At 57.4% G+C, this 13,123-nt stretch carries 12 protein-coding genes; 3 read left to right on the top strand and 9 right to left on the bottom strand.

Features of this window, described 5'->3' with window-relative positions; translation table 11 throughout:
• Positions 1-119: 119 nt before the first annotated feature.
• Positions 120-1,847, bottom strand: a complete 1,728-nt coding sequence (locus AB9N64_RS27580) for a M91 family zinc metallopeptidase (protein WP_060767837.1) — start codon at positions 1,845-1,847, stop codon at positions 120-122.
• Between the two features lie 335 nt (positions 1,848-2,182).
• On the opposite strand from AB9N64_RS27580, the gene sugE reads away from it, so the two are divergent.
• Positions 2,183-2,497, top strand: a complete 315-nt coding sequence (sugE, locus tag AB9N64_RS27575; RefSeq protein WP_003190128.1) for a quaternary ammonium compound efflux SMR transporter SugE — start codon at positions 2,183-2,185, stop codon at positions 2,495-2,497.
• A 40-nt stretch (positions 2,498-2,537) separates the two neighbouring features.
• Here the strand turns inward: sugE and AB9N64_RS27570 are convergent, their stop codons facing one another.
• The gene (locus tag AB9N64_RS27570; RefSeq protein WP_020301081.1) at positions 2,538-4,037 is read right to left on the bottom strand and encodes a M91 family zinc metallopeptidase; all 1,500 of its coding nucleotides are present in this window, start codon (positions 4,035-4,037) and stop codon (positions 2,538-2,540) included.
• 39 nt (positions 4,038-4,076) lie between these two features.
• Between AB9N64_RS27570 and AB9N64_RS27565 the strand changes: the two genes are divergently transcribed.
• Positions 4,077-4,523 (top strand): hypothetical protein, encoded by a 447-nt coding sequence (locus AB9N64_RS27565; RefSeq protein WP_158245737.1) that lies wholly within the window; start codon positions 4,077-4,079, stop codon positions 4,521-4,523.
• A 204-nt stretch (positions 4,524-4,727) separates the two neighbouring features.
• On the opposite strand, the gene AB9N64_RS27560 is transcribed toward AB9N64_RS27565, so the two are convergent.
• From AB9N64_RS27560 to AB9N64_RS27550, 3 genes are all read right to left on the bottom strand, one after another.
• Positions 4,728-6,602 (bottom strand): MFS transporter, encoded by a 1,875-nt coding sequence (locus tag AB9N64_RS27560; protein ID WP_014717785.1) that lies wholly within the window; start codon positions 6,600-6,602, stop codon positions 4,728-4,730.
• A 59-nt stretch (positions 6,603-6,661) separates the two neighbouring features.
• On the bottom strand, positions 6,662-7,810 hold the full coding sequence (locus AB9N64_RS27555; RefSeq protein ID WP_032901943.1) for a TDT family transporter: 1,149 nt from the start codon (positions 7,808-7,810) through the stop codon (positions 6,662-6,664).
• 111 nt (positions 7,811-7,921) lie between these two features.
• Positions 7,922-9,109, bottom strand: coding sequence for an MFS transporter (locus AB9N64_RS27550; RefSeq protein WP_032901944.1), 1,188 nt, complete (start codon positions 9,107-9,109; stop codon positions 7,922-7,924).
• A gap of 91 nt (positions 9,110-9,200) precedes the next feature.
• Between AB9N64_RS27550 and AB9N64_RS27545 the strand changes: the two genes are divergently transcribed.
• A complete protein-coding gene (locus AB9N64_RS27545) occupies positions 9,201-9,740 on the top strand; it encodes a TetR/AcrR family transcriptional regulator (RefSeq protein ID WP_014717782.1) in 540 nt (179 codons plus the stop codon).
• A 175-nt stretch (positions 9,741-9,915) separates the two neighbouring features.
• Here AB9N64_RS27545 and AB9N64_RS27540 read toward each other — a convergent pair whose 3' ends face one another.
• From AB9N64_RS27540 to AB9N64_RS27525, 4 genes are all read right to left on the bottom strand, one after another.
• The gene (locus tag AB9N64_RS27540; protein WP_005786689.1) at positions 9,916-10,695 is read right to left on the bottom strand and encodes an ABC transporter permease; all 780 of its coding nucleotides are present in this window, start codon (positions 10,693-10,695) and stop codon (positions 9,916-9,918) included.
• Positions 10,692-11,624: an ABC transporter ATP-binding protein gene (locus AB9N64_RS27535; RefSeq protein ID WP_014717781.1), complete on the bottom strand. Its 933-nt coding sequence runs from the start codon at positions 11,622-11,624 to the stop codon at positions 10,692-10,694. The genes AB9N64_RS27540 and AB9N64_RS27535 overlap by 4 nt, the downstream gene beginning before the upstream one ends.
• A gap of 135 nt (positions 11,625-11,759) precedes the next feature.
• Positions 11,760-12,377, bottom strand: a complete 618-nt coding sequence (locus AB9N64_RS27530) for a glutathione S-transferase family protein (protein WP_003190113.1) — start codon at positions 12,375-12,377, stop codon at positions 11,760-11,762.
• Between the two features lie 56 nt (positions 12,378-12,433).
• On the bottom strand, positions 12,434-13,093 hold the full coding sequence (locus AB9N64_RS27525) for a transglutaminase family protein (RefSeq protein WP_236466277.1): 660 nt from the start codon (positions 13,091-13,093) through the stop codon (positions 12,434-12,436).
• Positions 13,094-13,123: the final 30 nt, after the last annotated feature.

Here is a 13,123-nt window from a genome sequence, read left to right as displayed (position 1 = left end):
GCGGGGATGACCTCGCGACGCACCAAGCGATTGCCCTACCTATAACGAACGTGGCGCAAGCAAGTGCAGGGCCTTGCTTGCACCTATGCTTCAACACCGCTGAGCGATGTATTAATGCCTTAGTCGAAGTATCTTTGACGTAGAGGCAAATTCAACTCCGCCAGCAGAGCGTTTTCGTTATACGGCCACGGGTTGTAGGTGGAGGCCGAAAAGTTACGACCGAGGAACTGAAAAGGCTGATGACTGGTAGGAAGTCCAACGGCCTGGCGTTCCAGGTTTCTCTCCCAGGCAAAATTCGGATCAGGATGGCCTACAAACGTATAGCCCGGTAGAAAGGTACCCTGACCGCCGTTGACCGCATGACTAAGCTCATGGTAGAGAATCACGGCAGGGGGGCGCCCGTGTCCGGGAGTGATGAAACTTCGCTCATGAATCAGCACGGGATTAGTCGCAGGCGCCCCTCGGACACCGTTTGATATAAAGCCGTACGCGGGGTCATTTTCGAGACGATTGGCGTCTTGAGGCGAGGGAGGGCTATCTGGATCGCGGTGATGGTATGAGCTTCCATCCAATCCCTCTCGAAGGGTTATCGGCGCGGCAAGGGAATCGATTTCTGCCAGCATCCCCTGCCCTGTGGGTGAGCTGCGCAGAAACTCCAGGTTGTCTTCCATGTTTTGGATGAAGTCTTCGCTCCCCTTGATCTTGATGCTGCTACCGTTACTCGAAGCGCCTAAATGACGAACGCTTGCAGGTGAACGCACACCATTAAAATTATCCACCCCGCGTTGCCCATATACGATATCGGATGGGTTATAAGTCGTGACGGTGTCCTGCCCTCGTCCCGTGTATATAACATTGCGGTCACCACCATTAATGATGTCGTCACCGCCCCCGCCATGCAATATATTGCGCCCTCTGCCGCCATAAATTAAATCGTTACCCTGTCCTCCGTCCAAGTAGCTGATTTTTGCATCCGGACCACCGCCCGCACGCAGCTCATCACTCCCCTTGCCACCATATATCACCGTATTGCCAGTACCGCCGGTGATGAAGTCATTGCCATCATTTCCCTCTGCATAGCTATCACCGCTGCCCAGGTTGATGATGTCAGAACCGTCTCCACCAAATACATTCGTCCGGCCTGCCCCGCCATAAAAGATATCGTTACCCGCGCCGAGATTGACAAAGGTTTGCTCACGCCCTCCATAGTCGAGACTGACGCCATCGCGCCCACCCCCGGTATCAATGTAAAGACGCTGTTGATCAGCAGAGTTATTTTGGAAAGGCAGGTGGTACGACTGTCCATTAACGTGTGCAACAAGCCCTCCATCTCTGCCTCTTTCAACATGGACTCTGTCGTCGCCATCACCGGTAGATAACAGAACATGCTCACTTTGCTTTGAAGGGTCATCAGCGTCATTGGCGGAGCCGCGCTCAATGGTGACATTGTCATCTTTATAACGGTTAGTACTGATGCGAGCAGGCTCTTGCCCGGCAAAATTTATTTGTCCTTGCTGACCACGGGCAGCAGCCTTGACTTCCTCTCGACTAGGACCAGACCGGTAGTACGGTTCGCCCTGCGGCGCAGCAGCTTGCCTCGCCTGCCGCTGAGACTCATTATCGCCGCTGGTGTTTTCACCATAGGTAATCGGTCCCGCCTGGGAAGAATTGAACTCTACCGGGGGAGCATCATTTGTGTTGTTAAACATCAGCTGCACATTCGCCGTGTTTGGAGCAGCGCGTGCTTCCTGCCTGGCAGGATCAGCCGCCTGGCGATGACTTTCGTTGTTATTTTCATTTTCGTAAGATCGTGAACCGGGTGATGCTGCAACAGAAGAAGTTTCCATTGTGTACCTCCAATTAACACTCGGGCTTACGAACCTTATGTGGTGTTACGGGTGGAGGCCGTTCCTTGCCATTGGGCGAAAACTTCCTGACTCCTGCGCTAAAACATAGAACTCAACCTGCACACCGGCGATTCCTCCCAAACCCCTCGATTTAAAAAGGGGCAGCCATTGACGTCGCATGAGCGAGCACAAAACAGCCGTGCGCTGGAGGCCGCGCCGTAAACTTGATCACCTGATTTAATTTCGGCACTCTAGCGAGCTACGCGAGGACGACCTCGCGACGCTATCAAGCGCTTACCCGGGGACGACCCCACTTTGATAGAAGCGAGGTCATCATGTCCTGGATCATTCTGTTTTTTGCCGGGTTGTTTGAAGTGGGCTGGGCCGTTGGCCTGAAGTACACCGACGGTTTCAGCAAGCCACTGCCCACCGCCCTGACGATTGCCGCCATGGCTGTCAGCCTGGGGTTGCTGGGGCTGGCCATGAAGGAGTTGCCGCTGGGCACCGCCTATGCCATCTGGACCGGCGTGGGCGCCGTGGGCACCGTAATCGCCGGGATTATCCTGTTTGGGGAGTCCATGGCGTTGTTTCGGTTGGCAAGTGTGGCGTTGATTATTTGTGGGTTGATAGGCCTCAAGATCAGCGCCTGAGTCATTGGTCGCTCCCGGCATTGGGAGCGACTTCCTTTAATCAGCGAGCAAAGTACCGCTCACGCAACGAAGTTCCCAGCTCGTCAGCAAGGCCATTCTCAGTGGCCCATGCCGGGTTTGTATTCGTAGGTGGCGTTGAAGGATCGTTGTCGAAGTCGAAAGGTGGCGCATTAGTCGGCTGGCCTACTGCCTGCCGCTCCCTGTTTGACTCAAATTGCGGCCGGTCAGGATCAGCTTGATCAGCCCCTACAAAAGTTTCACCAGCCAATGCGGTGCCATTGACACCGTTATAGGCATGCCCCATCTCGTGAAACAGCGGAATAATGGGCGGCCGCTTATGCTCTTCCACCACAAATGAAGGGTCGAATAGAATCGTTGCGTCATCTGCCGGAGCGCCCGGGATACCGTCATTGATATAACCATGAGCCCAATCATTCGGTGGTTCTTGACGAGGGTCACCCGCGTCGACCCCTTTACGCCCATAGTTATAAAAAGCGCCCTCCCCTTCGGGCTGTTGCACAACCTTGATTCGCTCAGGCGTTTTATCCAATGCACCCAACATTTTCTGTCCCGTTGGAGAACTTTGCAAAAATTCAAGGTCGTCGTTAAAACGCTGCTTGAATTCCTCAGTCCCCTCGACATTAAAGGCCTTACTGCCGACTTCTGTTGGAGACACTATCTTCAACTGCGAACCGAACGTTCGCTTGATACCGTCGCCGTCTTTCGCATAGATAGAATCGACATCCGATACTGAGTTGATCGTGTCAAGCCCTCTACCGCTGTAAAAGATGTTACGCCCCTTCCCACCAATGAGAACATCATCATCCCTGCCACCGTGCATGACGTTATGTCCGGAGCCGCCCTCTAATAGATCATTTCCGCGCCCCCCATCCATGTAACTGCCGCCGCTCCCGCCACGTAGTTTGTCGTTGCCGTTACCCCCATACATGACGCTGTAACCTAGGCCTGCAGTAATGGAGTCATCACCGTCATCACCTTCGGCATAAGCAACCCCTGCGCCCAGCGTCAGCGTATCGTTACCTGCGCCGCCATATACATTGGTCCTGCCCCCGCCGGCTTTGAATCTGTCATTACCATCGCCCAGCTTGACGCTCACCGGCAGCTCAAGATCATCGGCAACAGACACGTCATCGTCTCCGCCATTGGTGTGGATTTCAATCTTTTGACGACTTCTTTCATCCTGATAAAGTGGAATCTCATAGGACTTGCCGTTAATGTCAGCAATCAGCCCTCCATCGTTAGATTTTTTTATATGGACTTTATCGGCTGCATTTCCCGTCGTGATGACCAAATTCTCTTCTTTTGGTGGCCCGAAAAATCCTTTGCCACCTCTAACATTCAGCTCTATCTGTATTCCATCCTCACTGAAAGGCATATTTGGAATGATCTTCACGGGTGCCGACGTCACGCCAGATTTACTTTGAGATTTATCAATACCCGTCAAATAATTTAGCTGGCCCGTAACGGTCCCTTGGGCTGGAGAGTGGTGAAGAGACGGAGAACCAACAGGCATATTCATAGAAAGTCATCCTTAGCATTAATTAGCTGCGATGACTATGTGGCGGGCCTGACGAAACCGTTCCGTCAGCTGAATGACTTTTTACCCTATGCAGTAAGTTTCGAGAATTTTCCGACAGCAACACTCACATTTCTCAGGGCCTTACTTGAAGCATTACAACAAGCCCTGAGCTTGCAGATCATGCGCAATGGTACTGATGACTATTCGAAATACCTAGGCCGTATCGGCAAACCGAATTCCGCCAGCAGCGCATTTTCATTCCTGCGACGCATCGGATTGCCTTGGCTGCCTCTGAAGCTCGTTATCGCCACCATAGGTCACCGGCCCCACCCGGGCAGAGCTGGTCTCTACCCGGGAAGCATCATGCTCATTGCTGTACATAAAGGGCACACTGGCCGTGTTCGGAGCAGCCTGAGCACCCTGCGCTGCAGGGTCAGCCGCCTGTCGATAGCCGGCGTCGTTTTTTTCATCTTCGCTGGAGCGTGAAGCAGTCGATGGTGCAACAGGCGACGTTTCCATCACTAACCTCCGAACATGCATTTGGGATTACGACGGTTAGGTGGTGCTACGGACCGAAAACGTTCCTGAAACCGAGTGGAAACTTACCGACGCCTGTGCAGAAGATACTCATCAAGCACCAGACCAGCGCACAATCCGGATCGTTGATGAGCCTCCATTACCGACGAAAAACTACCTTAAACTTCCGCGTAATTTTCCAACCAATGCGTGCAAAGCATTCGGTGTCACCGTCTCACTTTCCACCGGCTCACCCGCCACCAACACCACCCGCGACCAGATCCGATGGAAAAAGCCCTTGTTCGGATCGCGGCTGAAGAAACTCCCCCACAACCCCTGCAACGCCATGGGGATCACCGGCACCGGCGTCTCCTCCAGGATGCGTGTCACCCCGCCACGAAACTCATTCATCTCGCCATCGGCTGTCAGCTTGCCTTCCGGGAAGATGCACACCAACTCGCCATCCTTGAGGTACTGGGCAATGCGCGCGAACGCCTGTTCGTAGATCTGAATGTCTTCATGGCGCCCCGCAATCGGAATCGCACCAGCGGTGCGGAAGATAAAATTGAGCACCGGCAAGCGGTAGATCTTGTAGTACATGACAAAGCGAATCGGCCGACGTACTGCACCGCCAATCAACAGCGCATCGACAAACGACACATGGTTACACACCAGCAACGCCGCGCCTTCATCCGGGATGGCTTGCAGGTTGCGATGCTCCACGCGGTACATGGAATGGCTGAGCAGCCAGATCATGAAGCGCATGGTGAACTCGGGGACGATTTTGAAGATGTAAGTGTTAACCGCGATGTTGAGCAGCGACACCACCAGGAACAACTCGGGGATCGACAGCTTGGCCACGCTCAACAGCAGGATAGACACGATGGCCGAGACCACCATGAACAGTGCATTGAGAATGTTGTTGGCCGCGATCACCCGAGCCCGTTCGTTCTCGGCGGTACGCGACTGGATCAGCGCATACAGCGGCACGATGTAAAAGCCGCCGAACACACCCAGGCCGAGGATATCGAACAGCACCCACCAGGCTTGGCCGTAGCTGAGCACCGCGAGCCAATCGTTGGCTTGCACGTTCTGCGGGAAGCCGCCGGAGTGCCACCACAGCAGCAGGCCGAACACGGTCAGGCCAAACGAACCAAACGGCACCAGGCCGATTTCCACCTTACGCCCGGAGAGTTTTTCGCACAGCATCGAGCCCAGGGCGATGCCCACCGAGAACACCGTGAGGATCAAGGTCACCACGGTTTCGTCGCCGTACAGCCATTCCTTGGCATAGGCCGGGATTTGCGTGAGGTAGATCGCGCCGACAAACCAGAACCATGAGTTGCCGACAATCGAGCGCGACACCGCCGGCGTCTGCCCCAGGCCCATGCGCAACGTCGCCCACGACTGAGTGAAGATATTCCAGTCCAGGCGCAGCTGCGGTGTCGACGCCGCTGCGCGCGGGATGCTGCGGCTGGCCAGGTAGCCCAGCACCGCCACGGCCACAATCGCCACCGCCACCACCGGCGCGTAATGGGTGGAAGACATCATGATCCCGGCACCGATGGTGCCCGCCAAAATTGCCAGGAACGTGCCCATCTCCACCAGGCCGTTGCCGCCCACCAACTCATCGTCGTGCAAGGCCTGGGGCATGATCGAGTACTTCACCGGGCCGAACAGCGCCGAGTGAGTGCCCATGGCAAACAGCGCCAGCAGCATCAGTTCAAGATGATTGGTCAGAAAACCCGTCGCGCCCACCGCCATGATCACGATCTCGCCGATCTTGATCGCGCGGATCAACGCGTCCTTGTTGAATTTCTCGCCAAACTGCCCGGCCAACGCCGAGAACAGGAAGAACGGCAGGATAAACAACAAAGCACACAGGTTGACCCAGATGGAGCGGTCACCCTCGATGGTGAGCTTGTAAAGGATGGCCAGAATCAGCGACTGCTTGAAGATGTTGTCGTTGAACGCGCCCAGCAACTGGGTAATGAAAAACGGCAAGAAGCGCCGCGTGCGCAGCAAGGTAAATTGGGAAGGATGGCTCATCGTCGTCCGTGTTCCTGCGTGGCCTTTATTTATCAGGCCACGACTTTACCTAATCCTGCTTACTTATTCGCTAGCCCGGCAATACAAGGCGAAACAAAAAGCTCGCCTTTATAAGCGCCCTGCACGGTGCGCTTGGCCACGATCAGCCACATCAGCGCCAGCGCAACCACCAGCACACTGCCAAACACGCTGAAAAACGCCAGCTGTAACAGGCTCGCCAATTTAAGCGTGGCCAAGGCGTAAACCCCCAATGGGAAGGTAAAACCCCACCAGCCCAGGTTGAACGGGATACCGGCGCGCAGGTAACGCAGGGTGATCAACACCGCAATCAACATCCACCACAAACCGAAGCCCCACAGGGTAATGCCCGCAATCAGGCCCAGGCCGTGGGCCATTTCACCGACACTGGCCAGGCCATTGGCGGCGAAGATCCCAGGGGCATCCGTACCGAGCAGCAACATGCCCAAGGCACCGGTACCGATCGGGCCCAGGGCCAACCAGCTCGACGCTGCCATATTGGCGTGAGGCAACTTATGCAAGGCCATGCGCAGCATCAGGATGGTCAGAATGCTGAACGCTACCGGCAGGGAAAACGCCCACAGCACGTAGCTGGTCACCAACATCACCAGTTGCGAATGGGCACCGGCCAAGTGCGGCGCGAGCAAGCCACCGCTGGCCGCTGCCACTTCGGCCGCCACCACGGGCAACAGCCAGACGGCGGTCATCTGGTCGATGCTGTGCTCCTGGCGGGTGAACATCATGAACGGGATCAGCACGCCGCAGGCCAGGGACATGGCCACGTCCAGCCACCACAAGGCTTCGGCCAACGGGATCACATCACCGCCCCAGCGCGGCAGGCCGAACAGCAGCAAGCCGTTGAGAATAGTCGCCAGCCCCATGGGGATGGTGCCGAAAAACATCGAGACCGTTGAGTGCCCGAAGATGCGCCGCGCCTCGTGGAAAAACATCACCCAGCGGGCGGCATACAGCACGCTGAACAGCACAAACAGGCCAATGGTGAACAGCCACAGGCCCTCGGCGACGGCATGCAGGCCTGGCAGGCTGACTGGCAGCTGGGCCAAGGCCAGCGCCAGCACACCGGTGCCCATGGTCGCGGCAAACCAGTTCGGGGTGAACTGGCGAATCACTTCCCGGGGACGGGCCAAGTGACTGAAGGGTTTGTAGCGGTGAGTGGTCGAGCAGGTCATGGGTTAATCCTCTTCCTCATTTGAGGTTGGGGCCATGATAGAACCTGATCGAATATCTATATAACGGGTAATATCTCTAACTGTTATCTATTTCACCTATATTAATCGTAATCATGCGCTGGCCCTTGCCTGCGCCGTGTCCCGCCACAACAACCCAACAAGCGCGCCGAGAGACAGCAAGATAAGCACCGCACCGTAGCCGTCCGTGGTCGCGATCAGGCCAAAGACGCGGCTCAGGTTACCCGCCAACAGCGCCGGCACGCAGAACGCCAGGTAGCTCAATACATAGAACGCCGACATCAGGCCCGCCCGCTCATGGGGCAACGCCAGGCCCACGATACTGCGCACACTGCCCATGAAACCGCCGCCGAAGCCCAGGCCTGCGATCACACTGGCGACAAAGAACAGCCACAGGCTGGCGGTGTTTACGGCAACCAGCAGCAACCCCACGCCCACGGCCAGCAGTGCAGCCGACAAGCGCATCACCCTGTCAGCCGCGTGATTGCGCAGGCTGTAGATCATCACCGCGCCGCTCAAGGTCACCACCGCCACCAGCCCGCCGCCGATCAAGTGCGAGGTCGACCCGGTGGCGACGCGCACCAACGACGGCGCCAACGAGGAAAAGAACCCACCCAGCGCCCACACGGCCACATTCAATGGCATCGCCAGCCACAAGGCGCGGCGCGCCTGCGGCGGCACATGCAGGGTTGGCGCCAGGGACTGCAAGGCGCCGGGTATACGACTGACCGTTTCAGGCAGGCGCCATACATAGAGAGCCTGCATCACCATCAAGCCCAGCAGGGTGTAATAGATCAATTGGGTTGGCCATGGCGCGTACTCCACCAGTAACCCGCTGCCCAGGCCACCACTGGCCATGCCGAGCATCGGTGCAAGGCTGTTGAGCATCGGGCCGCGGACGCGGTCGGTATCGAGCAGCGTCGCACTCAATACCGCTGTGGCAGTGCCAGTCGCGAAGCCCTGTAACGCGCGGGCGGCCAGCAGGCAGGCGGTGCTGTCAGCGTGGATAAACAGCAGCATCGCCACACTATTGAGCAGCAGCGCGGCGAAGATCACCGGCTTGCGCCCCAGGTAATCCGAGAGCGACCCCACCGTCAGCAGGGCCGCCAGCAGGCTCACGGCATAGACACCAAAGATGGCCGTGAGCATGGCCGCCGAAAAATGCAGGTGGTCTTGGTACACCTGGTACAAGGGCGTCGGCGCGCTGGAGGCGGCGAGAAAGGTCAGCACCATGATCACTAGAAACGCCAGGCTGGACCGCTGAGAGATGACACTGGACATGGGCACGCTCCGCTAAAGCTAATATTTTGCTTTTGTGCAGTGTGCTATTCGCTGGCGCTTAAAGCAAATTCTTTGTGTTAAGGTCTTGCCCATGGCGATCAAAGAAGGCCTCCGCCCGGGGGGCCGCAGTGCCCGGGTACAAGAATCCGTCCACAGAGCGGTGCGCGAATTGCTGGAAGCCCATGAGCGTTCCAGTGTCACCGTGCCGATGATTGCGGCATGTGCAGGCGTCACGCCGTCGACCATTTACCGGCGCTGGGGCGATCTGTCAGTACTGCTCGCCGACGTCGCCCTGGCCCGAATGCGCCCCGATACCGAACCGGCCAACACCGGCAGCCTGCGTGGCGACCTGCAAGCCTGGGCCGAGCAATACCTGGATGAGATGAGTTCGGACGTAGGCCGCAACATGATGCGCGACGTGCAAAGCAGCCCGACGCCAGGGTATTGCGTGAGCATCCTGAGTGGACAGTTGCAGGTGATTGTTGACCGCTACCCGCAGGAACAGCCACCGAGCGTTGACCATCTGATCAACCTGCTCGCCGCACCGACGGTGTTTCGTATTCTGTTTTCGGCAGAGCCTTTGGCGGTAGAAGAACTGCATGCCCTGATCGAGCTGGCACTAAAAAACTGAAGCGCGTGCGCCGACACAAAATGTGGGAGCTGGCTTGCCTGCGATGCAGACACCTCGGTACACCCGTCAAGCGAAGTCGATACCATCGCAGGCAAGCCAGCTCCCACATTTGTTCGGTGTGCATCCAATAAAAAACGGCCTCTGATGAGGCCGTTTTGTTATTTCCAATCCCACATCATGTACGCATCCCACGCCCACTCACCAGCAACCGCGCACAACCGATATACAGCACCACGGTCGCAACGATCATAAAGGTGATCGCCACACTGATCTTGATATCCGACACGCCCAGAATGCCGTAGCGGAAGGCGTTGACCATGTGCAGCACCGGGTTGGCCAAGGACACCGTCTGCCAGAACGGCGGCAGCAAGGTGATGGAGTAAAACACCCCGCCCAGGTAGGTCAGCGGCGTCAGCACGAAGGTCGGGATAATGGAAATATCATCGAAGTTGCGTGCGAACACGGCGTTGATAAAGCCCAGCAGCGAGAAGATCGTCGCCGTCAGCACGACCACCAGAATGGTGACCCCCAGGTGATGCACCTGCAGGTGGGTAAAGAACAGCGACAGCAGCGTCACGATCACCCCCACCATCAGGCCACGCAACACGCCGCCCAGGGTGTAGCCGATGAGGATGGTGTGCGGTGACACCGGCGAGACCATCAGCTCTTCGATGGAGCGCTGGAACTTGCTGCCAAAGAAACTCGACACCACGTTGCCGTAGGAGTTAGTGATCACCGACATCATGATCAGGCCCGGCACGATGTACTCCATGTAGGTGAAACCACCCATGTCGCCGATTTGCCGGCCGATCAGGTTACCGAAGATCACAAAGTACAGGACCATGGTGATCGCCGGCGGCAGCAGGGTCTGCGGCCAGATCCGGGTAAAGCGCTTCACTTCGCGATAGACAATGGTTTGCAGCGCGACAAGGTTGGGTTGCAGTTCGGAACTCATACCGCCACCTTCGCCAGATTTTTCTCCACCAGGGACACGAACAACTCCTCAAGGCGATTGGTTTTGTTACGCAGGCTCAACACTTCGATGTTCTGAGTCGCCAGCTGGGTGAACAGCGCGGTGATGCCCATGGCCTTATCCACCTGCACCTCCAGGGTGTGGCTGTCCACCAGCCGGCTGGGGTAGCCGAGCAACTGCGGCGCCACCGAGAGATTGTTTTTCAAGTCGAGCAGGAAGGTTTCCACATGCAACTGGCCCAGCAGGTTGCGCATGCTGGTGTTCTCGACAATGGTGCCGTGGTCGATGATGCCGATGTTGCGGCACAACTGCTCAGCCTCCTCCAGGTAGTGGGTGGTGAGGATGATGGTGATGCCCTTCTCGTTCAGTTCGGTGAGGAAGGTCCACATCGAGCGGCGCAGCTCGATATCCACGCCGGCGGTAGGTTCGTCGAGGATCAACAGGCGCGGCTCATGCACCAGGGCGCGGGCGATCATCAGGCGTCGCTTCATGCCACCGGACAGCGAGCGCGAAGGTACGTCACGCTTGTCCCACAGGCCCAGTTGGGTCAGGTACTGCTCGGCGCGTTCCTTGGCGACTTTCGCCGGAATGCCGTAGTAGCCAGCCTGGGTCACGACAATGTCGAAGGTCTTTTCGAACTGGTTGAAATTGAATTCCTGGGGCACCACGCCAATGGAGCGCTTGAGCGCCGCCGGGGATTTGTCCAGGTCATGCCCGAAGATATTCACCGTGCCGCTGGTCTTGTTGACCAGAGTGGAGAGAATACCGATGGTGGTGGATTTGCCGGCACCGTTGGGGCCCAGCAAGGCGAAGAAGTCACCTTCGGCAACGTCCAGATCGATACCACTCAGGGCCTGGAAACCGTTGCCGTAGGTTTTGGTTAGCTGCCGGATGGACAGAGCGGAACTCATATCGGAATACGCACCAAAGAAGGGAATAGAAAGAATAGATGAGGGCACACCGCAGGTAGTTCAACCGGCGATGCAATGCGGGCATGGTGCTTGCCCATGCCGCACAAGTACAGTCACCCGTATTAATAGTGTGTATTAAGTCAACGCGGTCATCACCGCCTTGCGGTAGGCCGGGCGCTGTTGCAAGCGCTGGTACCAGGCCTCCAGATTCGGCATTGCCGGGCGTTCGATGGGCATCTCGAACCAGGCGTAGATGAAGCAGCCCAAGGGAATATCGCCCATGCCGAACGCCTGGCCGGACAGGTAGGGTTGCTCGGCGAGGGCTTGTTCGACGGTTTTGAGCGCGTCGATACAGGCTTGGCGCCCGGCATTGATGCTGTCCCAGTTTTGCTGGTCAGCCGGGGTGCGCACGATGCCCCAGAACACCGCCTTGAACGGGTCGGCGAGCGTGGAAGTGGTCCAGTCCATCCACTTTTCGGCGTTGGCCCGGGCTTGCAAGTCGCTGGGGTAAAAGTCCGATGCCTGCTTGGCGCACAGGTAACGCACGATGGTGTTGGACTCCCACAGCACAAAGTCGCCATCTTCGATCACCGGCACCCGGCCATTGGGGTTCATGGCCCGGTATTGGGGGGTATCGACCACACCAAAAGCCCCGCCCGCATCAATTGCTTCATAGTCCAGGCCGAGTTCCTCGGCGCACCACAGTGCTTTCCTGACGTTTGATGAATTTTTACGACCCCAGATCTTCAGCATGACCGCGCCTTATTGTGGATGAACTTGGCTGGATGAAGGCAGCAGCATACGCCGGTTCAGCCGCGGCTTAAATCGCTCTGCATATCGCCGAGCAGGGTGGGCGCATCGTCGGCAAACAGGTGCGGGTAGCACTGACGGATATGCCCGAAGAAAAATGCTTCAGGCACGTCAGCAAATTGCCCGTGGTCCACCACGTACTCCATCGAACGCTGACCCTGGCGATTGAACGCGTGGAACACGCTGTCGTGCAGGCCATCGAATTCCAGCGGCGGCACGTCGAACACCTCGCACAGTTGCTGGTTGAACGCCGGAGTGGCCTTGACCCAGCGGCCGTTCAGGTAAAGCTCGGTATAACCGTGCATGGCGAACACGTCACTCTTGAGCAGCGCGAGCAGCCGCGGTGTGGACAGGTGGTTGCGCACGTCCGCCAGGCCAATGCGTGCGGGAATGCCGCAGTGGCGCGCGCAAGCGGCGAGCAACGTAGCTTTGGGCACACAGTAGCTTTCGCCGGCCGCCAGGGCGAAGCTGGCACTCAAGGTGTTGGGGTCACGGCTGAAGGTATAGGGGTTGTAGCGAATGGCCTCACGCACCGCGTAGTAAAGACTGACTGCCTGGTCACTTAAATCCGGGCGGGGTCCGCGATGTTTCTCGGCGAACTCCACCACCACAGGGTGGTCACTATCGATGAAGCGGCTGGGACTCAAGTACGTATTCATGAGCTTGATCTCCGAGGGGAGCCTGGAGTT

The sequence above is a fragment of the Pseudomonas sp. KT_2_4 genome, assembly GCF_041410225.1.
GTDB lineage: Bacteria > Pseudomonadota > Gammaproteobacteria > Pseudomonadales > Pseudomonadaceae > Aquipseudomonas > Aquipseudomonas paracarnis.
Note: the sequence above shows the minus strand (reverse complement) of the source record. Positions and strands in the feature narration are given on the sequence as shown.